This window comes from Micromonospora ferruginea, from assembly GCF_013694245.2.
In the GTDB taxonomy this organism is placed as follows: domain Bacteria; phylum Actinomycetota; class Actinomycetes; order Mycobacteriales; family Micromonosporaceae; genus Micromonospora; species Micromonospora robiginosa.
On sequence record NZ_CP059322.2, the window covers coordinates 2,423,592 to 2,448,896 of the forward strand.

The window sequence follows — 25,305 nt, forward strand, 5'->3', positions numbered from 1 at the left end:
TCGATTCCGCTCCCTGGTGTGCCACGCGTGCCTCAGGACAACCCGAGATCGCGGTCGAGAAGGTCGAAGAGCTCCTGGTTGCTGGCCGTGCGCAGCCGGTCGGCCACCTCGGCGCCGGGTTCCGCCGGCTCGTCCGCGCCGAGCCGTTCCAGCAGCCGGTGCAGCCGCATGGTGATCCGCACCCGGCCGAGGTCGTCGCGCTCCCGCAGGGTGAGCGCCTCCTCCAGCCGGTCCAGTTCCTCCACGGTGGGCAGTTCCCGCTCCGAGGACTCGTCGACGAGCTGGGCACGCAGGTGCTCGGCGAGGGCCTGCGGGGTGGGGTAGTCGAACACCACCGAGCTGGCCGGCGCGAGGCCGGTGAGCCGGGCCAGCCGGCCGCGCAGCTCCACCGCGGTCAGCGAGTCGAACCCGAGGTCCCGGAACGGCCGGTCGGCCTCCAGGGCGTACGGGCTGTCGTGGCCGATCACCTCGGCGGCGGCGGTGCGGATCAGGTCGACCAGCAGCCGGTTCTGCTCGGCTGCGGTCAGGTCGGCGAGGCGCTTGCGCAGCTCCGCGAGCGTCTCCGTGCCGCCGGTGTCGGCCGGGTCGGCGCCGGCGGGCGGGGCCGCCACCTCGGGCAGGTCGCCGATCAGCGGCCGGGGCCGGGCGGCGGCGAAGACCGGGGCGAAGCGCGCCCAGTCCACGTCGGCGACGGTGAGCGCGGTGTCGTCGCCGGAGATCGCGGCGCGCAGCGCGGCCATCGCCGGTTCCCGGTCGAGCAGCGTGACGCCCCGCCGGCTCATCGCGGCGGCGTGGTCGGCGTCGACCATGCCGCCGCCGGCCCACGGTCCCCAGTTGACCGACACCACCCGGGCCGGGCCGGCCGGGCGGGCCTGCGCCCAGGCGTCCAGGAACGCGTTGGCGGCGGCGTACGCGCCGTGGTCGCCGACGCCCCACGCGGCGGCGATGGAGGAGAAGTAGACGACCAGGTCCAGCGCCGCCGGGTCGAGCAGCTCGTCGAGGTGACGGGCGCCGGCGGTCTTGCCGGAGACCACGTCGGCCAGTTCGTCGGTGGTGACCGCGCGCAGCGGGTTGAGGCGGCCCACGCCGGCGGCGTGCACCACCGCCCGGACCGTCTCGCCGTCGGCGCGCAGCCCGTCGACGAGCGCGGCGACGGCGGTGCGGTCGGCGAGGTCGGCGGCGACCACCCGGGCCCGCGCGCCGAGGTCGGCCAGCTCGGCCACCGTCTCGGCGACGCCGGGGGCGTCCGGGCCGCGCCGGCTGACCAGGATCAGCGTTCGGGCGCCGTGCCGGGCGAACCAGGCGGCAGCGTACCGGCCGATGGCGCCGGTCCCGCCGGTGATGAGCACGGTGTCCGGGGCGGTCCAGGCCGGGCCGTCCGGGCGGGCCGGGCGCGGCGCGCGGGTCAGCCGGCGCAGGTGGATCCCGTCCGGGCGGACCGCGAGCTGGTCCTCGCCGTCGGTGTTGGTCAGCGCCCGCAGCAGGTGGTCCCCGGCGGCGGTGTCGAGGTCGGCGGGCAGGTCGAGCAGGCCGCCGGCGTGCGCCGGGTGTTCCAGCGCGGTGACCAGGCCGAGCCCCCAGGTGGTGGCCTGGTCCGGTCGGGTGAGCGGGTCACCGGGGCCGGTGCCGACGGCCTGCCGGGTGAGCAGCCACAACGGCCCGGTCGGCGCGACGTCGGTGACGGCCTGGACCAGCGCGAGGTTGCCGGTGAGCCCGGCCGGCACGCCCGGGTGGGCCGGATGCGGGCGCTCGTCCAACGCCAGCAACGAGACGATCCGGCCGGGACCGTCCGGCAGGTGCCCGGCCAGGTCGGCGCGGGTCAGGGCGGCCGGGTCGACGGTGAGCGTGCGGACCGTTCCGCCGTGCGCGCCGATCAGCTCGGCGATCCGCTCCGCCGGTCCGGCCGCGGCGTCGCCGGGCACGACGAGCAGCCAGTCCCCGTCGGCGGGACCGGCGGTGAGCTGCCGCCGGGGCCAGGTGATCCGGTAGCGCCAACCGTCGGCGACCGCGTCGGCGCGCCGCCGCTGGTGCCAGTCGGCGAGCGTGGGGAGCTGGTCGCGCAGCGGCCGGTCCGGGTCGACGCCGAAGCGGGCCGCGAGGGCGTCGCCGTCGCCGGCGGTGACGACCTGCCAGAACGCGTCGTCGACCGGGTCGGCGTCGGCCGGCGCGGCGACGCCGACCAGCTCGCCGTCGGCGACCGGCCAGAAACGCTGGTGACGGAACGGGTACGTGGGCAGCGCGACCGGGTCGGCGTCGGGCAGCACCGCCGCCCAGTCCACCGCCACGCCGTGGCAGTGCAGCCGGGCCAGCGCGCCGAGCAGCGTGGCGGTCTCGTCGCGGCCGGGGCGTTGCACGCCGGTGACCAGCGGGCCGCCGTCCGGCAGCGCGTCGGCGGCCAGCGCGGTGAGCACCGTGTCCGGGCCCACCTCCAGCAGCGTGCCGACGCCCAGGTCGCGCAGGTGGGTGACGGTGTCGCCGAAGCGCACCGCCTCCCGGACGTGCCGCACCCAGTAGTCGGGGGTGCGGATCAGGTCGGCGTCGGCGACCCGGCCGGTCAGGTTGGACACCAGCGGCACGACCGGCGCGGCGTAGTCGAGGCCGGCGGCGACGGTGGCGAACTCGGCCAGCATCGGCTCCATCAGCGGGCTGTGGAACGCGTGGCTGACGGTGAGCCGCTTGGTGCGTACGCCGAGGGTGGTGAAGTGCTCGGCGAGCGCGGACAGCGCGTCGTCGGCGCCGGCGACCACGACGGCGGTCGGGCCGTTCACCGCGGCGACGGCGGCCCGGTCGGCGTGCCCGGCGAGCGCGTCGGTCACCTCGGTCTCCCCGGCGGCGACGGCGAGCATCCCGCCGCCGGCCGGCAGCGCCTGCATGAGCCGGCCCCGCTGGCCGACGAGCGTGCAGGCGTCCGGCAGGGTGAGCACGCCGGCGACGTGCGCGGCGGTGATCTCGCCGACGGAGTGCCCGGCGACCAGGTCGGGGCGGACGCCCCAGTCGGCGAGTTGCCGGTGCAGCGCGACCTCGACGGCGAACAGCCCGGCCTGGGTGAACGCGGTCTGGTCGAGCAGCGCGGCCTCGTCGCTGCCCTCGGGCGCGAAGAGCACGCTCTTCAGCGGGCGGGGCAGGTGCGCGTCGAGGTGCTGGCAGACCTCGTCGAGCGTCTCGGCGAACGCGGGCAGCGCCTGGTACAGCTCGCGGCCCATGCCGGCGTGCTGGGCGCCCTGGCCGGAGAAGATCATCGCCAGGGTGCCGCCTGGCGCGGCGACGTCGCGGTGCAGGGCGGGGTGGCTCTCCCCCGCCGCCAGCGCGCGCAGCGCGGCCGACCGGGTGTCCGGGTCGGCGGCCAGCAGCACCGCGCGGTGCCGCAGGTGGGACCGGGCGGTGGCGAGGGTGCGCGCCACCGCGGCGGCCTCGTCGTCGAGGTCCGTCGCGGCCAGGCGGGCGGCCTGCGCGCGCAGTCCCTGGTCGTCGGCGGCGGAGAGCGGCCAGGGCAGCAGCGGCAGCGCCGGTGCGGGCGCGGTGTGCTCCGGCTCGGTCGGGGCGTCGTCGGCGGGCGGGGCCGCCTCCAGGACGACGTGGGCGTTGGTGCCGCTGACGCCGAACGCGGACACCGCCGCGCGGCGCGGCCGGTCGGTTTCCGGCCACGGGCGGGCCTCGGTGAGCAGGGCGACGCCGCCGTCGGACCAGTCGACGTGCGGGGTGGGCTCGTCGACGTGCAGGGTGGGCGGGAGCTGGCCGTGCTGGAGCGCCAGGACCATCTTGATCACGCCGGAGACGCCGGCCGCGGCCTGGGTGTGGCCGATGTTGGACTTGACCGAGCCGAGCAGCAGCGGGCGGTCGGCGGGGCGGTCCTGCCCGTACGTGGCGAGCAGCGCCTGGGCCTCGATCGGGTCGCCGAGGCGGGTGCCGGTGCCGTGCCCGTCGACCGCGTCCACGTCGGCCGGGGCGAGCCCGGCGTTGGCGAGGGCCTGCCGGATGACCCGCTGCTGGGCGGGCCCGTTGGGGGCGGTCAGTCCGTTGCTCGCGCCGTCCTGGTTGACCGCCGAGCCGCGGACCACGGCCAGCACCGGCCGGCCGTCGCGGCGGGCGTCGGAGAGCCGTTGCAGCAGCACCAGCCCGGCGCCCTCACCCCAGCCGGTGCCGTCGGCCGCGCCGGCGAACGACTTGCAGCGGCCGTCGGCGGCCAGGCCGCGTTGCCTGGCGAACTCCAGGAACGGGCCGGGGGTGGCCATCACGGTGACGCCGCCGGCCATCGCGAGGTCGCACTCGCCGGCCCGCAGCGCCTGCACCGCGAGGTGCAGCGCGACCAGCGACGACGAGCAGGCGGTGTCCACCGTGACGGCGGGGCCCTGCAGGCCGAACGTGTAGGACAGCCGGCCGGAGACCACCGCCGCCGCGTTGCCGGTGGCCTGGTAGCCCTCGGTGTCGGCGCGGGCGGCCATCAGCAGCGTGGCGTAGTCCTGCCCGTTGGTGCCGACGAAGACGCCGGTGCTGCTCTCCCGCATGTCGGCCGGGGCCAGTCCGGCCCGCTCGAACAGCTCCCAGCCGGTCTCCAGCAGCAGGCGCTGCTGCGGGTCCATCACCAGCGCCTCGCGGGGTGAGATGCCGAACAGGCCGGCGTCGAAGCCACCGACGTCGGTGACGAAGCCGCCCTCCCGGGCGTACGAGGTGCCGGGCGTGTCCGGGTCGGGGTCGTAGATGGCGTCGAGGTCCCAGCCCCGGTCGGCGGGGAACGGGCCGATCGCGTCGCGGCCCTCGGCGACCAGCCGCCAGAACTCCTCCGGGCTGTCCACGCCACCCGGGTAGCGGCAGCTCATCGCCACCACCGCGATCGGCTCGTCGAGCGCGGCCACGGCCCGGGTGGGCGCGGGCGCCGCGTCGGTGACGCCGAGGATCCGGTCGGCCAGCCAGCCGGCGAGCAGTGCCGGGGTGGGCCGGTCGAAGACCAGCGTGGCGGGCAGCCGCAGCCCGACCGCCTCGGCGATCCGGTTGCGCATCTCCACCGCGCTGAGCGAGTCGAAGCCGATGTCCCGGAACGGCCGGTCCGCGCCGACCGCCTCGGCGGAGGCGTGTCCGAGCACCGCGGCGGCGTTGCTGCGGACCAGTTCCAGCAGGGCGCGGCGGCGGTCCGGCTCGGCCAGCCCGGCGAGCCGGCCGCGCAGCGGCGACGCCTCGGCCGGCTCGTCGTCGGCGCGGGTGGCGGCGAGCAGCCGGGCCACCTCGGGCAGATCCTCGATCAGCGGGCGCGGGCGGGCCAGCGCGTACGTCTGGTGGAACCGGTCCCAGGCGATGTCCGCGACGGCGAGCGTGGTGTCGTCCTCGGCGAGCGCCCGGGCGAGCACGGCGACGGCCAGGTCGGGGCGCATCGGCCGGACGCCGGAGCGGAACATCTGGTCGGCGGCGCCCTCGGTGTCCATCATGCCGCCGCCGTCCCAGGCGCCCCAGGCCACGGCGGTGGCGCGAAGACCGCGCCGGCGGCGGTCCTCGGCGAGCGCGTCGAGGAACGCGTTGCCGGCGGCGTAACCGCCCTGCAGGCCGCCGCCCCAGACGCCCGCGCCGGAGGAGAACAGCACGAACGCGTCGACGTCGGCGCCGAACGTCCGGTCGAGGTTGACCGCGCCGGCCACCTTGGCGTGCAGGCCGTCGGCGAGCGCGGCGAGGTCGGTGCCGTCGAGCGGGCCGGCGTGCGCGACGCCGGCGGCGTGGAAGACCGCGTCGATCCGGACGTCCTGCCCGGCGAGCCGCTCGACGAGGCCGCGCAGCGAGTCGAGGTCGGCGACGTCGCAGGCGGCCACCGTGACCCGGGCGCCGAGCGCGGTCAGCTCCGCCTCCAACTCGGCCGCGCCGGGCGTGGCCGGGCCCTGCCGGCCGGTGAGCACCAGGTGGTCCGCGCCCTCGGTGGCCAGCCAGCGCGCGATGTGCGCGCCGAGCGAGCCGAGACCGCCGGTGACCAGGACCGTGCCGGCGGGCCGCCAGCCGGTGGCATCGGTCGGGGTGTCGCCGCCGGCGCGGGCGAGCCGACGGCCGAACAGCCCGGAGGGGCGGACCGCGAGCTGGTCCTCGTCCCCGACGCCGGCCAGCACGACCGCGAGCCGGCCCCGGGCGCGCCGGTCCAGCACGGCGGGCAGGTCGACCAGACCGCCCCAGCGGTCCGGGTGTTCCAGCGCGGCGACCCGGCCGAGGCCCCAGACCAGGGCCTGCCCGGGGTGGTCGAGGGGGTCGGCGCGGCCGGTGGTGACCGCGCCCCGGGTGGCGCACCACAGCGGCGCGGCACAGCCGGCGTCGCCGAGGGCCTGCGTCAGCGCGAGCGTGCCGGCGAGCCCGGCGGGCACGACCGGACGGTCCGGGTGGCCGGTCTCGTCCAGCGCGAGCAGGGACAGCACGCCGGTGAACGCGCCGGTGTCCAGGCCGGCGAGCCGGTCGGCGAGCATCGCCCGGTCCGGGTCGTCGACGGTGACCGGTACGACGCCGGCGCCGGCCTCGCCGAGCGCGGCGACGACCTGACCGACGAGCGGGTCACCGGCGTACGCGGCGGGGGCGACGAGCAGCCAGGTGCCGGTCAGCCGGGCGGCGGTCGCGGCGGTGAGCGGCGTCCAGCGCACTCGGTAGCGCCAGGCGTCCACGGTGGACTCGTCGCGGCGGCGTTGCCGCCACTCGGTGAGCAGCGGCAGCGCCTCGCCGAGCGCCCGCGCGTCGCTGCCGTCGACGGCGAGGGTGGCGGCGAGCGCGTCCGCATCGGCGCGTTCGACGGCGTCCCAGAACTGCCTGTCGGCCTGGTCCTCGACGGCCGCGACCGGGCCGGTGCGCACCGGCGACTCGGGCCAGTAGCGCTGCCGGTGGAACGCGTACGTGGGCAGCGGCACGGACGCGGCGACGCGGACGCCGCAGACCGCGGCCCAGTCCACGCCGACGCCGTGGGTGTGCAGTTCGGCGAGCGCGGTGAGCATGCGCGGCCAGCCGCCGGCGTCGCGGCGCAGCGTGTTGACCACGGCGGCGTCGTGCTCGGCGTCGTCGATGGTCTCCTGCATGCCGAAGCTGAGCACCGGGTGCGGGCCGATCTCCAGGAACACCTGGTGGCCGTCGGCGAGCAGGGTCCGTACCGCCTGCTCGAAGTTCACCGTCTGGCGGAGGTTGCGGTACCAGTAGTCGGCGTCGAGCGTGGTGGTGTCGGTGGGCCGGCCGGTGAGCGCGGAGTAGAACGGCACCTCGGCCGGGCGGGCGGTGATCCCGGCGAGGCTGGCCAGGAGCCGGTCGGCGACCGGTTCGACGTGCGGCGAGTGGGAGGCGTAGTCGACGTCGAGCGGGCGGACCCGCACGTCGTCGGCGGCGCAGGCGGCGACCAGTTCGGCGAGCGCGTCCGGGTCGCCGGCGACGACGACCGAGCCGGGTCCGTTGACCACCGCCAGGCAGAGCCGGCCGGACCAGCGGTCGAGCATCCGCTCGACCCGTTCGGCGGGCAGCCCGATCGAGGCCATGGCGCCCCGGCCGGCGATGTCGGCGAGCACCTGGCTGCGCAGCGCGACGATCCGGGCGGCGTCCTCGAGGGAGAGCGCGCCGGCCACGCAGGCGGCGGCGATCTCGCCCTGGGAGTGCCCGACCACGGCGCCCGGGCGGACGCCGAGGGACCGCCACAGCCGGGCCAGGGAGACCATCACGGCCCAGAGCGTGGGCTGCACGACGCCGGAGGCGACCAGCGGCGGCGCGCCGTCGGCGCCGCGCAGCACGTCGGTCAGCGACCAGTCGACCCAGGGCGCGAGGACGGCCTCGCACTCGGCGACGGAGGCGGCGAAGACCGGCGAGGTGTCCAGCAGGTCGACGGCCATGCCGGGCCAGTGGCCGCCGTGGCCGGAGAAGACGAAGACGGGCGCCGGGTTGCGCAGCGCGGTCCCGGTGACCACGGTCGGCACGGTCTCGCCGTCGGCCAGCGCGGTGAGGCCGCGGGTCAGCTCGTCGGCGTCCCGGCCGAGCACGACGGCGCGGTGCGGGAAGGACGCCCGGCTGCTGGTGAGCGCGTGGGCCACCTCGACGGGCGCGAACTCGGGGTACGCCTCGAGGTGGGCGCGCAGCCGGACGGCCTGGTCGGGCAGCGCGGCCCGGTCGGCGGCGGAGAGCGCGAACGGGATGACGCCGGCGTCGACGGCGGCGCCGGGTCGGAACTCGGCCGGGGCGGCCGGCGCGGGCGCGTGTTCCAGGATGACGTGGGCGTTGGTGCCGGAGATGCCGAACGACGACACGCCCGCGCGCCGGGGGCGGTCCCGGTCGGGCCAGGGGGTCGGGGCGGTGGCCAGGGTGATCGCGCCGGCGGTCCAGTCGACGTGCGGGGACGGCTCGTCCACGTGCAGCGTCGGCGGGACGATGCCGTGGCGCATGGCGAGGACCATCTTGATGATCCCGGCGACCCCGGCGGCGGCCTGGGTGTGACCGATGTTCGACTTGACCGAGCCGAGCAGCAGCGGCGTGTCCCGGTCCTGCCCGTACGTGGCGAGCAGCGCCTGCGCCTCGATCGGGTCGCCGAGCGTGGTGCCGGTGCCGTGCGCCTCGACGGCGTCCACGTCCGACGTGGTCAACCGCGCGTTCGCCAGGGCCTGCCGGATGACGCGCTGCTGTGACGGCCCGTTCGGCGCGGTCAGGCCGTTCGACGCGCCGTCCTGGTTGACGGCGCTGCCCCGCACGACGGCCAGGACGCGGCGGCCCTCGCGTTGGGCGTCGGCGAGTCGCTGCACCAGCAGCACGCCGGTGCCCTCACCCCAGCCGGTGCCGTCGGCGGACGCGGCGAACGACTTGCATCGGCCGTCCGGGGACAGGCCCCGCTGCCGGGAGAACTCGATGAACGTGCCGGGCGTCGCCATCACCGTCACGCCACCGGCGAGCGCCAGGTCGCACTCCCCGGACCGCAACGCCTGCACCGCCAGGTGCAGCGCCACCAGCGACGACGAGCAGGCGGTGTCGACGGTGACGGCGGGACCTTCCAGCCCGAACGAATAGGCGACCCGGCCGGAGAGCACGCTGGCGGAGGTGCCGGTGCCGATGTAGCCCTCCACCTCGGCGGGCAGCTCCATCAGGCGCGACGCGTAGTCGTGGTACATGACGCCGGCGAACACGCCGGTCCGGGAGCCGCGCAGCCCGGCCGGGTCGAGGCCGGCGGACTCGAACGCCTCCCACGACGTCTCCAGCAGCAGCCGCTGCTGCGGGTCCATGGCCAGGGCCTCGCGCGGGCTGATGCCGAAGAAGCCGGGGTCGAACTCGGGCGCCCCGTAGAGGAAGCCGCCGTGCCGGGTGTAGGAGGTGCCGCTGCGGTCGGGGTCCGGGTCGAACAGCGACTCCAGGTCCCAGCCCCGGTCGGCGGGGAACTCGGCGATGCCGTCGCCGCCGGCGGCCAGCAGCTCCCAGAGCTGCTCCGGGTTCTCCACCCCGCCCGGGTAGCGGCAGGCCATGCCGACGATCGCGACCGGCTCGTCCAGGCCGGTGGTGGCCGCCGCCTCGGGGGCGCCGGTGGTGTCGGCGCGGGCGCCGGCGAGTTCGGCGTACACCTGGCCGGCCAGGATCTGCGGGGTCGGGTAGTCGAAGACCAGCGTGGACGGCAGCCGCAGCCCGGTGGCCGCGTTGACCCGATTGCGCAGGTCGACAGCGGTCAGCGAGTCGAAGCCGAGTTCCCGGAACGCCCGGTCGGTCGGCACCGAATCCGCGCCGCCGTGGCCGAGCACCTGCGCCACCAGGCCGCGGACCAGCGCGTCGACCTGGTCGCGGGCCTCCTGCGGGTCGAGGCCGGCGAGACGGTCGGCCCAGTTGCCGCGCCCGGCCTGGCGGCGGGTGGTGACCGGGCCGAGCAGCGCGCGCAGCAGGGACGGCACCCGGCCGCCGACGATCTGGGCCCGCATCGCCGGTACGTCGATGACGGCCGGCACGAGCACGGCCCGCCCGGCGGTCAGCGCGGTGTCGAACAGCTCCAGGCCGACCGCGGGGCTCAGGGCGCCGAGGCCGGCGCGGGTGGAGCGGGCCCGGTCGACGTCGGACTGGGACGCGGCCATGCCCTCGGTGTCCCACATGCCCCAGGCCAGGCTGACCGCCGGCAGTCCGTCCTGCCGGCGCTGCGTGGCGAGCGCGTCGAGCACGCCGTTCGCGGCGGCGTACGCGGCCTGACCCGGCGAGCCGAGCACCCCGGCGACGGACGAGAACACCACGAACAGATCCAGATCGAGGTCCCGGGTCACCTCGTGCAACCACCACGCCGCGGTCACCTTCGGCGCGAGTACGTTCGCCAACCGCTCCGCACTGATCGACGACACCACCCCGTCGTCCAACACACCGGCCGTGTGCACCACCCCGGCCAACCGACCCTCGACACCCGCCACCAGTCGAACGACCTGATCCCGATCGGTCACGTCGCAGGCCGCCACCGACACCGACGCGCCCAACCCGGACAACCGCTCCACCAGCGCGTCCGCACCCGGCGCGGCGGGACCCTGCCGCGACACCAACACCAGCGACCGCACCCCATGACCGGTGACCAGACGCTCCGCGACCAGCGCGCCGAGCGCCCCGGTGCCGCCGGTGACCAGCACCGTCCCGGCACCGACCACGCCACCAGCATCGGCACCCGCCGTGGCGGGCGCGGCGCGCACCAGGCGCGGCGTCAGCACGACGTCGCCGCGCACCGCCACCTGCCCACCGGTGCCCGGCAGGTCACCCAGCACACCCGCCAGCACCGACAACGCACCGGCATCGACATCCCGGTCCAGATCGGCCACCACGATCCGCTCCGGATGCTCCGACTGCGCCGACCGCAGCAGACCCCACACCGCCGCACCCGCCAGATCGACGACCCGGTCCCCGTCCACCGCCGCCACCGCACCCCGCGTCACCACCACCAACCGCGACTCGGCAAGCGACTCCGCCGCCAACCACGCCTGCACCACCGCCAACACGTCCGACGCGGTCACCCGCACCGCGTCCGGCACGTCCACCCCGGACGGCGCGGCGACCGGCAGCACCAGCGTGTGCGGCACGTCCTCCCCCGCGTCGGCGGCGGCCGGCACGTCCGGGTACGACGGGAGCCCACCCACGGGCGCGCCGAGCACCGCCCAGCCGGCCAGGTCGTCCACCGGCGGCACCGGCTCCGGCTGCCAGGACACCTCGAACAGGGACCGGGCCGCCGCGCCCGGCGCGGTCAGGCCAGTCATCTCGCGCAGCACCAGGGTGTCCACCGACACGACCGGCGCACCGGCGTCGTCGGCGGCGACCAGGCGCACCGCCCCGCCGTCACGGGAGAGCCGGACCCGCAGCGCGGTGGCGCCGACGGCGTGCACCTGCACGCCCTCGAAGGCGAACGGCACCCGGGGGCCGCCGCCCTCGGCGGCGAGCAGCAGCCCGATCGGGTGCAGCGCGGCGTCCAGCAGCGCCGGGTGCACCGCGAAGCCGGTCCCGCCGCCGGCGACCTCCTCGGGGAGCGCGACCTCGGCGTACACCTCGCCGTCGCCGGTCCAGGCGCGGCGCAGGCCCCGGAACGCCGGCCCGTACGCCAGGCCGTGCCCGGCCAGCGTCGGGTACCAGTCGTCCAGGTCGACCTCGACGGCGGTGGTCGGCGGCCAGGCCGGCAGGCCGGGCTCGTCGGCGACGGCCGGTTCGAGCACGCCCTCGGCGTGCCGCACCCAGCCGGCCTCCGGGTCGTCCTCGGCCTGGGCGTGCACGGTCACCGCGCGGGCGCCCGCCTCGTCGGCCGGGCCGACCCGCACCTGCACCCGCACGCCGCCGGACGCGGGCAGCACCAGCGGCGCGGCGATGGCCAGTTCGCGCAGCCGGGACACGCCGACCTCGTCGCCGGCCCGGACCACCAGCTCGACGAGCGCGGCGCCGGGCAGCACCACCACGTCGCCGACGGTGTGGTCGGCCAGCCAGGGGTGGGTGCCGGTGGACAGCCGGCCGGTGAGCAGCACCATGTCCTCGCCGGCCACGGAGACGGCGGCGCCCAGCAGCGGGTGCCCGGCCGCGCCGAGGCCGGCGCCGGAGACGTCGGCGAGCCGGCCGACCGGCTCCAGCCAGTACCGCTCGTGCTGGAACGCGTACGTGGGCAGCGCGACCGGGTGGGCGCCGGCGTCGGCGAGCAGGGCGTCCCAGTCGACGGTCAGGCCGGCGGTGTGCAGCCGGGCCAGCGCCTCCAGCACGGCGCGGGGTTCGACGCGGTCCTTGCGCACCAGCGGCACCAGCACGGCCGCCGGGTCGGCGAGGGCGCCCTCGGCCATCGCGGTGAGCACGCCGCTGGGCCCGAGTTCGACGTACGTGCCGACGCCGGCCTCGGCGAGCCGGTCTACCGCGTCGGCGAAGCGCACCGCCTCGCGGACGTGCCGGACCCAGTAGTCGGCGGTGGTGATCTCGGCCGGCTCGGCGATCCGGCCGGTCAGGTTCGACACGATCGGCACGGTGGGCGGGGCGTAGTCGAGGCCGGCGGCGACCGAGGCGAACTCGGCGAGCATCGGTTCCATCAGCGCGCTGTGGAATGCGTGGCTGACCCGCAGCCGGTGGGTGGGCGTACCCCGGTCGGTCCAGTGCGCGGCGAGCGCGTCGATCGCCTCGGCGTCGCCGGAGACCACCACCGCGGCGGGCCCGTTGACGGCGGCGATGCCGGCCCGGCCGGGGACGCCGGCCAGCGACGCGGTCACGTCCGTCTCGGCGGCGGCCACGGCGAGCATGGCGCCACCGGCGGGCAGCGCCTGCATGAGCCGGCCGCGCGCGGCGACCAGCCGGGCGGCGTGCGCCAGCGACAGCACGCCGGCGACGTGCGCGGCGGCCAGCTCGCCGATGGAGTGGCCGACGAGGTAGTCCGGGGTCAGCCCGAACGAGCGGGCCAGGCGGTGCAGGGCCACCTCGACGGCGAACAGCCCGGCCTGGGTGAACTGGGTCTGGTCCAGCAGGTCGCCGTCACCGAACAGCACCGGCTTCAGCGGCTGCGGCAGCAGCGGGTCGAGGTGCGCGCACACCTCGTCCAGCGCGGCGGCGAAGACCGGGTACGCGTCGTACAGGTCGCGGCCCATGCCGGCGCGTTGCGCGCCCTGCCCGGAGAAGAGGAACGCGACCCGGCCGCGCGGCGCGGCGGCACCGGTGACCACGGTCGGGGTGGGTTCACCGTCGGCGAGCGCGCGCAGCCCGGCGAGCAGCTCGTCGCGGTCGGCGGCGAGCACCACGGCCCGCGCGTCCAGGTTGGCGCGACGGCGGGCGGCGGCGGCCCAGTCGACCGGCCGGGCGTCGGCGGCCACGTGGTCGGCCCAGCGGCGGGCCTGCGCGGCGAGCGCCTCGGGGTCGCGGGCGGACAGCAGCACCGGCGCCAGCGGCGGCGGCGTGCCGGGTGCGTCCTCGGGCTCCTCGACGGCCGGCGGTTGCTCGACGATGACGTGCGCGTTGGTGCCGCTGATGCCGAACGACGACACCGCCGCCCGGCGGGGCCGGTCCGACTCCGGCCAGGGCCGCGCCTCGGTGAGCAGGGTGACCGCGCCGGCCGACCAGTCGATGTGCGGGGACGGCTCGTCGACGTGCAGCGTGCGGGGCAGCACGCCGTGCCGCATCGCCTGGACCATCTTGATGATGCCGGCCGCGCCGGCCGCCGCCTGGGTGTGCCCGAGGTTCGACTTCACCGAGCCGAGCCAGAGCGGGTCGCGCCCGTCGCGGTCCTGCCCGTACGTGGCGAGCAGCGCCTGCGCCTCGATCGGGTCGCCGAGCGTGGTGCCGGTGCCGTGCGCCTCGACCACGTCCACGTCGGCCGGGGACAGCCGCGCGTTCGCGAGGGCCTGCCGGATGACGCGTTCCTGGCTGGGGCCGTTCGGGGTGGTCAGGCCGCTGCTGGCGCCGTCCTGGTTGACCGCGCTGCCCCGGATGACGCCGTGGATGCGGCGGCCGTCGCGTTGCGCGTCGGAGAGGCGTTGCAGCAGCAGCATGCCGACGCCCTCGGCCCAGCCGGTGCCGTCGGCGGCGGCGGCGAACGACTTGCACCGCCCGTCGCCGGCCAGCCCGCGCTGGCGGGAGAACTCGGCGAAGACGCCGGGCGTGGAGAGCACGGTGACGCCGCCGGCGAGGGCCAGGTCGCAGTCGCGCTGGCGCAGCGCCTGCACGGCGAGGTGCACGGCGACCAGCGACGAGGAGCACGCGGTGTCGATGGTGACGGCCGGGCCTTCCAACCCGAACGTGTACGCGACCCGCCCGGACACCACGCTGCCGGAGTTGCCGGTGCCGAGGTAGCCCTCCACGCCCTCCGGCAGGTCCAGCACCCGGGAGGCGTAGTCGTGGTACATCACGCCGGCGAACACGCCGGTCCGGCTGCCGCGCAGCCGGTGCGGGTCCAGTCCGGCGGACTCGAACGTCTCCCAGGTACTCTCCAGCAGCAGCCGCTGCTGCGGGTCCATGGCGAGCGCCTCGCGCGGCGAGATGCCGAAGAACGCCGGGTCGAACTCGGTGGCCTCGTAGAGGAAGCCACCCTTGTCGGTGTACGACGTGCCCGGGTTGTCCGGGTCGACGGAGAACAGCCGGTCCAGGTCCCAGCCCCGGTCGGTCGGGAAGTCCCCCACCCCGTCGCGGCCGTCGGCGACGAGTTGCCACAGCTCGTCCGGGCCGTGCACGCCGCCCGGGTAGCGGCACGCCATGCCCACGATCGCCATCGGCTCGCGGTCCTTGGCCTCCACCTCGCGGACGCGCCGCCGCGCCTCCCGCAGGTCGGTGGTGGCGCGGCGGAGGTAGTCGAGGAACTCTGCCTCAGTGGGCATCGGGGCGCTCCGTATCGGGATCAGAGGTCCGGGGCATCTCAGGCGGTTCCGAGTTCGTCGTCGAGAAGGTGGAACAGTTCCTCGGCGCTGGCGGAGCTGAGGTTGCCGTCGCCGGCGGCGGGGTCGTCGGCGCCGCCGTCGGCGTACGTCCAGAGCGACAGCAGCTCGCGCAGCCGGACGGCGACGGCGGCGCGGTCGGTGTCGTCGTCGGCGATGGCGCGCATCGCGGTCTCCAGCTTGTTCAGCTCGCCGAGCACGGACAGCGCGGAGGTGCTCCGCTCGGCGAGCAGCGCGCCGCGCAGGTGCGTGACCATGGCGGCGGTGGTGGGCCGGTCGTAGATCAGCGTGGACGGCAGGCGCAGCCCGGTGGCGGCGCTGAGCCGGTTGCGGAACTCGACCGCGGTGAGCGAGTCGAAGCCCAGCTCGACGAAGCCCTTCTCGGCGTCCACGTCACGGATCGAGGCGTAGCCGAGCACCGCCGCCGCGTGCGTGCGGACCAGGTCGGAGAGCACCCGGTCGCGGTCCGCCTCGGCGGTGGCGGCGAGCGTGTCGCGCAGCGCCGCCGCGACGTCGCCGGCCGGGCTCGCGGCCGGGCCGGTGCCGGCGGTGCGGACCAGGCCGTGCAGCAGCCGGGGCAGCGCCGGGCCGAGCCGGCCGAGCACCGCGTGGTCGAGGCTGACCGGGGCGATCGCCGGTTCGTCGTGGCGCAGTCCCTCGCTGAACAGCGCCATGCCCTCGTCGGGGCCGAGCGGGCGGAAGCCGGCCCGGCTCATCCGCCGCTCGTCGACGTGGCCCCGCGGCCCGCCGGGCTCGTCGGGGTTGGCCCACGGCCCCCAGGCCATGGACGTGACGGCGAGGCCGCGCGCCCGGCGGTGGTGGGCGAGCCCGTCGAGGAACGCGTTCGCGGCGGCGTGGTTGGCCTGGCCGGGCCCGCCGAACAGGCCGGCGGAGGAGGAGAACAGCACGAACGCGGCCAGGTCCAGCTTCTCGGTCAGCTCGTGCAGGTGCCAGGCGGCGTCCGCCTTGGGCGCGAGGACGGTGTCGAACCGGGCCGGGGTGAGCGCCGGCAGCACACCGTCGTCGAGGACACCGGCGGCGTGCACCACGCCGACCAGCGGCCGGTCGGCGGGGATCTCGTCGAGCAGCACGGCGAGCGCGTCCCGGTCGCTGACGTCGACGGCGACGACCTGCGCGGCGGCGCCGAGCGCGGTCAGCTCGGCGGCCAGGTCGGCCGCGCCGGGCGCGTCCGGGCCGCTGCGGCTGGCCAGCAGCAGGCGCGGCACGCCGTGCCGGGTGACCAGGTGGCGGGCGACGAGGCGGCCGAGCGCACCGGTGGCGCCGGTGACCAGCACGGTGCCGGCGGACAGGTCCGGTTCGGGCCGCTCCGGCGGCGGGCCGAGGCGGACCAGCCGGGGCACCCGGATCTGCCCGGCGCGCAGCGCGAGCTGCGGTTCGCCGGTGCCGAGCGCGGCCGGCAGCGCCACCGTGGAGCGGGGGTCGTCGTCGAGGTCGAGCAGCACGAAGCGGCCCGGGTTCTCGGACTGGGCGGACCGGATCAGCCCCCACGCGGCGGCGGCCGGCAGGTCGGTCGGCCGGTCGGCGGGGTCGGCGGGGACCGCGCCCCGGGTGACCACGACCAGCGGCGTACCGGCGAGTGGTTCGCGGGTGAGCCAGTCCTGCGCCAGCGCCAGCGTCTCGTGGGTGAGCAGGTGCGCGGCGCGGGCCGGGTCGGGCTCGTCGGCGCGCTGCCCGGTGACGGCGGCGACGACCGCGTCGGGCCGGGCCGCGCCGCCGGTCACGGCCGCGACCAGGTCGTCCAGGTCGCGGTACGCCTCGACGCCGGGCCACCCGTCGGCGTCGCCGAGCACGACGAGGCGGGCCGGGCGGCGGTCGCCCGGTTCGGGGGTGATCCAGTCGAGCCGGTGCAGCGACCGGGCGGCCGTGCGGCGGGCGGTGTCGAACTGGTCGGCGCTGATCGGGCGCAGCACGAGCGCGTCGAGGGAGGCGACCGGCACGCCGCCGGTGTCGGTGACGGTGGCGGCGACCGCGCCCTCGGTGGGGGTGAGCCGGACCCGCAGTTCCCGGGCCCGGGTGGGCTGGATCGCGAGCCCGGTCCAGGAGAACGGCAGGCCCGGTCCGGCCGCCGTCTCCCCGTCGGTGTCGGTGGTGGGGGCGGCGCGGTGGAGCGCGTCGGCGCCGATGGCGTGCAGCGCGGCGTCGAGCAGCGCCGGGTGCAGCGTGAACGGGTCGGCGGGCGCGTCGGTGTCGAGCGCCACCTCGGCGAGGAGGTCGTCGCCGCTGCGCCAGGCGGCGCGCAGCGCCTGGAACGTCGGGCCGTAGCCGTAGCCCTGCGCGGTGAGGTGCGGGTAGAGCGCGTCCAGCGGGATGGGTTCGGCGTCGGCGGGCGGCCAGGCCCCGCCGGCGGCCACGGTGACCGGGCGGGTGGGGGCGAGCACGCCGGTGGCGTGTCGCTGCCAGGTGCGGCCGGCGCCCGGCGTGTCGCCGTCGTCGAGGTGGGAGTGGACGGTGACCGGCCGGCAGCCGTCGTCGTCCACGGCGCCGACGCGGACCCGCAGGTCGACGCCGCCGGTGGGCGGGACGACGAGCGGCGCTTCCAGGACCAGCTCGGTGACGTGGGCGGTGTCGACGGCGCGTCCGCTCCAGGACGCCAGCTCGACCAGCGCGGTGCCGGGGAGCAGGACGGTGCCGAGCACGGCGTGGTCGGCCAGCCAGGGGTGGGTGGCGAGGGTGAGCCGGCCGGTGAACAGCAGGCCCTCGTCGCCGGGCAGGTCGGCGACGGCGTGCAGCAGCGGGTGGTCGACCGGGTCGAGGCCGGCGGCGGGCAGGCCGGCCGGGCCGGAGCCGCCGCGCGCCAGCCAGTACCGGTCCCGCGCGAACGGGTAGGTGGGCAGGTCGACCGTGTCGGTGGGGGTGAGCACGGCGGTCAGGTCGACGGGCAGGCCGATGGTGTGCGCGACCGCGAGGCTGGTCAACAGCCGGGTCGGGTCGTCGTCACCCCGGCGCAGCGTGGACAGCGTGTGCCCGGTGGTGTCGGCGTCGTCGAGGATCGCCGTCACCGGCATGGTCAACACCGGATGCGCGGACACCTCCACGAACGTGGTGTGCCCGGCGGCGAGGGCGGTGCGCACCGCCTGCTCGAAGCGCACCGGCTGCCGCAGGTTCGTGTACCAGTACTCCCCGTCCATGCTCTCCGGGTCGGCCCAGTCCCCGGTCACCGTGGACACCATCCGGACCTGACCCGGCTGCGGCGACAACCCGGCGAGGTCGGCGAGCATCCGCTCCCGGATCCGCTCCACCGCCGGGTTGTGCGAGGCATAGTCGAACGGCACCGGCCTGGCCCGCACCCCCTCGCCCTCCCACCGCTCGCGCAGCTCGGCGAGCGTCTCGGGCGGACCGGAGACGACCACGTGACCGGGACCGTTGAGCACCGCCACCACCGTGCCCGCCACACCCTCGATCCGCGCCGCCACCTCCTGCTCGGGCAGGTCCACCGCCAACATCCCGCCGGTTCCGGCGAGGGCGGCCAGGGACCGCGCCCGCAGGATCACCGCCCTCGCCGCGTCGTCGAGCGACAGCACCCCGGCCACACAGGCGGCGGCCATCTCCCCCTGTGAGTGGCCGATCACCAGCGACGGCTCCACGCCGGCGGCCCGCCACACCTCCGCCAGGGACACCCCGACCGCGAACAGGACCGGCTGCAGGATCTCGACCCGGTCCAGCCAGCCGGCGTCCTCACCGGTCAACACCGACACCAGATCCACGTCCAGGAACGGCGCGAACGCCCGCTGACACTCCGCCAACCGCCCGTCGAACGGCGCACACCGACCCACCAGACCGGCCGCCATCCGCACCGACTGACCACCCTGACCCGGGAACACGAACACCGGCCCCGGGCCGTGCTCGACGCCGGCGCCGGTCACGAGGTTCGCCGCGGGCACACCGGACGCCAGCGCGTCCAGGCCGGCCAGCAGCTCGTCCCGGTCGGCGCCCACGATCGCGGCGCGCTGGTCGAGCGCGGCGCGGGTGGTGGCGAGGGACCAGGCCAGCGCGGCGGACGGCTGGTCCGGGTGCGCGCGGACGTGCCGGGCGAGTCGACCCGCCTGGCCGGCGAGGGCGACGGTCGAGCGGGCGGACAGCGGCCAGAGCACCGCGTCGGTCCGCACCAGTCCCGACGCGTCGGGCCGGTCGGTGACCATGGTCGCGGGGGCAGGCTCGTCGGGCGCCTCGATGACCACGTGGGCGTTGGTGCCGGAGATGCCGAACGACGACACCGCCGCCCGGCGCGGACGGTCCACCGCCGGCCACGCACGCGGCTCGGTGACCAGCTCCACCGCCCCGGCGTCCCAGTCGATGTGCGGCGACGGCGCGTCCACGTGCAGCGTGGCCGGCACGGTCGCGTGCCGCATCGCGAGAATCATCTTGATCACGCCGGCGACCCCGGCGGCGGCCTGCGCGTGACCCATGTTCGACTTGATCGACCCGAGCAGCAGCGGTTCCGCCCGCCCCTGCCCGTACGTGGCCAGCACCGCCTGCGCCTCGATCGGGTCACCCAGCGTGGTGCCGGTGCCGTGCGCCTCCACCACGTCGACGTCCGACGTGGACAGCCCGGCGTCCGCCAGCGCGGCCCGGATCACCCGCTGCTGCGACGGACCGTTCGGCGCGGTCAACCCGTTCGACGCGCCGTCGGAGTTGACGGCCGAGCCGCGGACCAGCGCGAGCACCCGGTGGCCGTTGCGGCGGGCGTCGGAGAGCCGTTCCACCAGCAGCATGCCGACGCCCTCGGACCAGCCGGTGCCGTCGGCGGCGGCGGCGAACGACTTGCACCGCCCGTCGGCGGCCAGCCCGCCCTGGCGGGAGAACTCGGCGAACGTGTCCGGGGTGGCCATCACCGCGACGCCGCCGGCGAGCGCCAGGTCGCACTCGCCCCGGCGCAGCGACTCCCCGGCCAGGTGCAGCGCAACGAGCGACGACGAGCAGGCGGTGTCCACGGTGACCGCCGGCCCCTCCAGCCCCAACGTGTAGGCGACCCGCCCGGAGATGACGCTGTGCGCGCCGCCGGTCATCAGATAGCCCTCGGTGCCCTCCGGCACCTCGGTCAGCCCGGTGCCGTAGCCGGAGGTGGACGCGCCGACGAACACCCCGGTACGGCTGCCGGCCAGGCCGGTCGGGTCCACCCCGGCGCGCTCCAGCACCTCCCAGGCCGACTCCAGGGTGAGCCGCTGCTGCGGGTCCATGGCCAGTGCCTCGCGGGGCGAGATGCCGAAGAACGCCGGGTCGAAGCCGGTCGCCTCGGGCAGGAACCCGCCGGCCGGCGTGTAGCCGCTGTCCGGCGCGGGCACCGCCCAGCCCCGGTCGGTGGGGAACCCGCCGATCGCGTCGACCCCGTCGGCGACGAGGCGCCACAGCTCCTCCGGGCCGTCCACGCCGCCCGGGTAGCGGCAGGCCATGCCGACCACCGCGATCGGTTCGTCCGCGCCGGCGGTGACCGTCGGTAGGGCCGGCGCGGCGGTGTCCGCGCCGAACGCGGTGACCCGCAGGTGCCGGGCCAGCTCGGCCGGGGTGGGGTGGTCGAAGACCAGCGTGGACGGCAGTCGCAGGCCGGTCGCCTCGTTCAGCCGGGTCCGCAGGTCCACCGCGGTCAGCGAGTCGAAGCCGAGGTCCTTGAACGGCCGCCCGCGCAGGTCGTCGGCGGTGGCGTGGCCGAGGACCCGGGCGGTCTGCTCGTCGACCAGGCGCAGCAGCTCCCGTTCCTGGTCGGCCTCGGGCCGGCCGGCCAGGGGGCGCAGCGCCTCGGTGACGCCGGCCGGCGCGGCGGCGTCCCGGGCCGCCTCGGCCTCGGCCAGCGCGCGGACCTGCGGCAGTTCGGACAGCAGCGGGCTGGGTCGGGCGAGGGTGAACGCCGGGTGGAAGCGGCTCCAGTCGACGTCGGCGACGGTGACACCGGCGGTGGGCCGGTCCAGCGCCCGGTCCAGCGCCACCAGGGCCCGCGCCGGGTCGATGGTGGGCAGGCCCATCCGGTGCAGTTGCTCGGTGGCGGTGTTCTTCGCGGCCATGCCGTCGGCCCCGCCCCACGCGGTCCAGGCCACGGCGGTGGCGGTGAGGCCCCGGTCGCGGCGGTGCACGGCGAGCGCGTCGAGCAGCGAGTTGCCCGCGCCGTACGCGCACTGCCCGGCGCTGCCCCAGGTGCCGGAGACGGAGGAGAAGAGCAGGAACGCGGCGAGCGGCCGGTCGGCGAGGCACTCGTCGAGGTGCAGCGCGCCGAGCACCTTGCCGGCGACGACGTGCGCGAACTCGTCGAGCGTGGTGCCGGTCAGCGGGGTGAGCTGGTCGGTGCCGGCGGCGTGCACCACCGCGGTCAGGTCCGGCAGCGAGTCCAGCAGCGCGGCGACCGCCGTACGGTCGGTCATGTCGCAGGCGGCGGCGGTGACCCGCCCGTCGGCGCCGTGTTCGGCGAGCAGTGGGGCCAGGCCGGGGGTGTCGGGGCCGCGCCGGCCGGCCAGCACGACCCGCCGGGCGCCCCGGTCCAGCAGCCAGCGGGTGACGTGGCCGCCGAGCGCGCCGGTGCCGCCGGTGACCAGCACGGTGGCGTCGGCCCACCGGTCACCGGCCGGCCGTTCCGGCGCGGGGGCGGGGACGAGCCGCCGACCCCAGACGCCGCCGGCGCGGACCGCGACCTGGTCCTCGCCGCTGCCGCCGGCGAGCACCGCGGCGAGGCGGCGGCGGACCGCGTCGTCGGGCGTGGCCGGCAGGTCGATCAGGCCGCCCCACCGGTGCGGCTGCTCCACGGCGGCGGCCCGGCCGAGGCCCCAGACCAGGTTCTGCACCGGGTCGGTGAGCCGGTCGGCCGGTCCGGCCTTGACCGCGCCGCTGGTCAGGCACCAGACGGGCGCGGTCAGGTCGAGGTCGGTCAGCGCCTGGAGCAGCACCAGCGTGGTGGCGGCGGCGACGCTGACGCCGGGGTGCTCGGACAGCAGCCGGTCCTGGCCGGCGACCAGGTGCAGCACACCGGCCACCGGCGCGTCGCCGACCGCGGCGCGCAGCCGGTCGGCGAGCGCGGCCCGGTCCAGGTCGTCGGCGCCGAGGCGCAGCACGGTCGCGTCGTCGACGAGCGCCGGCAGGTCGTCGGCCCAGCCGGGAGGGGTGTCCGCGGGCAGCAGCACCAACCAGCGGCCCGCCGGCCGGTCACCCTCGGCGACCGCCACCGGTTGCCACCGCACCTGGTACGACCAGCCGTCCACCACGGAGCGGTCGTGCCGGCCGCGACGCCAGGCGGAGAGCACCGGCAACGCCTGACGCAGCGCCGCCACCGGGTCGTCGTCGGTGGTGGCGCCGAGTTGGTCGCGCAGCGCGTCCACGTCGGCGCGTTCCACGGCGGCCCAGAACTCGGCGTCCGCGCCGCTTCCCTCGGCGGCGGGCGCGGCGGCCGGCGGCTCGGGCCAGAAGCGCTGGCGGTGGAACGCGTACCCGGGCAGCCGGACCCGGTGCGGGTCGACGCCGGCGAACAGCTCCCGCCAGCCGACCGGGACGCCGGCGACGTGCAGGTCGGCGAGCGCGGTGAGCAGCGCCTCCGGTTCCGGCCGGTCGCGACGCAGCAGCGCCACGGCGGTGGCGTCCGGGCCGGTCAGCTCCCGGGTCAGCGCGGTCAGCACGCCGCTCGGCCCGACCTCCAGGAACGTGCCGGCGCCGAGCGCGCGCAGCCGGGTCACGCCGTCGGCGAAGCGGACCGTCTCCCGGACGTGCCGCACCCAGTACTCCGGGGTGCGGATCTCGTCCGGGTCGACCGGCTCGCCGGTCAGGTTGGACACGATCGGCAGCGTCGGCGCGTGCCGCTCCAGCCGTTCCACCACGGCGGCGAACGCGGCGAGCATCGGCTCCGTCAGCGGGCTGTGGAACGCGTGGCTGACGGTGAGGCGCTTGGTGCGTACCCCCTGGGTGGCGGCGCGGCGCTCGACCTCGGCGATCGCGTCGCCGGCGCCGGAGACCACGACGGCGGCCGGCCCGTTGACGGCGGCGACGCCGATCGGCCCGTCGACGCCGGCGAGGAGCGCCTGGACGTCGGCCGGCGCGGCGGCCACGGAGAGCATCGCGCCGCCGGCCGGCAACTCCTGCATGAGTCGCCCGCGCGCGGCGACCAGTGTGGCGGCGTCGGCGAGGCTGAACACGCCGGCCACGTGCGCGGCGACGATCTCGCCGACGGAGTGGCCGGCGAGCAGGTCCGGCCGGACGCCCCACGAGTCCAGCAGCCGGCACAGCGCCACCTCGACGGCGAAGAGCGCGACCTGGGTGTACTCGGTCCGGTCGAGCAGCGCGGCGTCAGCGGTGCCGGGTTCGGCGGCCAGGATCGGCCCGAGCGGGCGGGGCAGGTGCCGGTCGAGTTCACGGCAGACCTCGGCGAGCGCGTCCGCGTAGGCGGGGAACGCGACGGCCAGATCCCGGCCCATCCCGGCGCGCTGCGCGCCCTGCCCGCTGAACAGGAACGCCACCTGCCCGCCGCCCGGTCCGGCACCGGTGACCAGGCCGGACGCGGCGTCGCCGGCGGCCAGGGCACGGAGGCCGTCGCGCAGCGTGTCGCGATCCGGCGCGAGGACGACGGCCCGGTGGTCGAGCGCGCCCCGGGTGGTGACCGAGGACCAGCCGATGTCGGCCAGTGACGCGTCCGGGCCGGCGGTGCTGGCGGTGTCGGCGGTGTCAGCGGGGTCGGCGGTGTCGAGCCAGTCGGCCCAGCGGGCGGCCTGGGCGGCCAGCCCGGCGGCGTCGCGCGCGGAGAGCAGGACCGGCACCAGCCCGGCGGCCACCACCGGCACCGGACCGGCCACCGGCACGGCGGCGGTCGACGCGGCGGCCTCGGCGTCCGGGGTCGCCGGCTCGGCGGCGGCCGGATCCGGCATCGGCGGCGCCTCCTCGACGATCACGTGGGCGTTGGTGCCGCTCATGCCGAACGAGGAGACCCCGGCCCGGCGGGGCTGCTCCCCCGCCGGCCAGGGCATCGGCTCGCTCAGCAGCGACACCGCGCCGGCGGTCCAGTCGACGTGCGGGGTGGGCGCGTCCACGTGCAGCGTGGCCGGGAGCCGGCCGTGGCGCAGCGCCATCACCATCTTGATCACGCCGGCGACGCCGGCGGCGGCCTGGGTGTGGCCGATGTTCGACTTCACCGACCCGAGCCGCAGCGGCCGGTCCGCCGGCCGGCCCTGCCCGTACGTGGCGAGCAGCGCGGTCGCCTCGATCGGGTCGCCGAGGTTGGTGCCCGTGCCGTGCGCCTCCACGGCGTCGACCTGCTCCGGGGCGAGCCGGGCGCTGGCCAGCGCCTGGAGCACCACCCGCTGCTGGGAGGGGCCGTTGGGGGCGGTGAGCCCGTTGGACGCGCCGTCCTGGTTGACCGCGCTGCCCCGGAGCACGGCGAGCACCCGGTGGCCGTTGCGGTGGGCGTCGGAGAGCCGTTCCAGCAGCAGCACGCCGACGCCCTCGCCCCAGGCGGTGCCGTCGGCGGCGGCGGCGAACGCCTTGACCCGGCCGTCGGCGGCCAGCCCGCGCTGGCGGCTGAACCCGACGAACGCGGCCGGCGTGGACATGACGGTGGCGCCGCCGGCGAGCGCGAGCGTGCACTCGCCCTGCCGCAGCGCCTGGCCGGCGAGGTGCATCGCGACCAGCGAGGACGAGCAGGCGGTGTCGACGGAGACGGCCGGTCCCTCGATGCCCAGCACGTACGAGATGCGGCCGGAGACCACGCTGGCGGCGGTGCCGGTGAGCACGTACCCCTCGACGCCGGGCGGGGGCGACTGGAGCAGCGCCGCGTAGTCCTGACCGGTGGTGCTGGCGAACACGCCGACCTGGTGGCCGCGCAGCGTCGCCGGGTCGATGCCGGCGTGCTCGAACGCCTCCCACGACGTCTCGAGCAGCAGCCGCTGCTGCGGGTCCATGCCCAGCGCCTCGCGGGGCGAGATGCCGAAGAAGCCGGCGTCGAACTCGGTGGCCGAGTCGAGGAAGCCGCCCTCACCGACGTAGGAGGTGCCGGGGTGGTCGGGGTCCGGGTGGATGAGCCGCTCCAGGTCCCAGCCACGGTCGGTGGGGAACGCGGAGACCGCGTCGGTGCCGCTGTCGACCAGCCGCCACAGGTCCTCCGGCGAGCGCACCCCGCCGGGGAACCGGCAGCCGATGCCGACGACGGCGATGGGCTCGCGCTGCGCGGTTTCCAACTCGCCGAGCTTCCGCCGGGTCTGGTGCAGGTCGGCGGTCATCCATTTCAGATATTCCCGGAGGGTGTCCTCAGTCGCCATCAGCGCCACCTTTTCGGGCCGGAACAACAGGCGACCCAATACCGTTCGGCGCGATCACGAATTGCGTTGACCGGCGCCCACCAGGTCTCACTTACGGTGAGGAAGGTAATTGCCGCCGGAGAGGCGTCACAACCCCTAGGCCGCCCCTAGGGCCGCCCCTAGCAGGGACGCCGTCGCGAGGTGCGCAGGCTGGGCCGGTGAGCCGCCGCGACCGGTCCGGCCGGACCGGTCGCGGCGGTGTCCGCACCGCCCCCGCGACCGGT

2 protein-coding genes are annotated in these 25,305 nt (G+C 77.0%); both read right to left on the bottom strand.

Annotation, left to right across the window (positions count from 1 at the left end; all coding sequences use genetic code 11):
* Positions 1–32: 32 nt before the first annotated feature.
* Positions 33–14,789 carry a type I polyketide synthase gene (locus H1D33_RS10550; RefSeq protein ID WP_414685535.1) on the bottom strand — a complete coding sequence of 4,919 codons (14,757 nt, stop codon included), beginning with the start codon at positions 14,787–14,789 and terminating at the stop codon, positions 33–35.
* A complete protein-coding gene (locus tag H1D33_RS10555; protein WP_181568235.1) occupies positions 14,786–25,042 on the bottom strand; it encodes a type I polyketide synthase in 10,257 nt (3,418 codons plus the stop codon). Before H1D33_RS10555 ends, H1D33_RS10550 begins: the two co-directional genes overlap by 4 nt.
* Positions 25,043–25,305 lie beyond the last annotated feature (263 nt).

What these genes read in the sequence shown, in the direction of transcription:
- H1D33_RS10555 (WP_181568235.1), bottom strand. Translation starts at nt 25,042, where the DNA reads ATGGCGACTGAGGACACCCTCCGGGAATATCTGAAATGGATGACCGCC.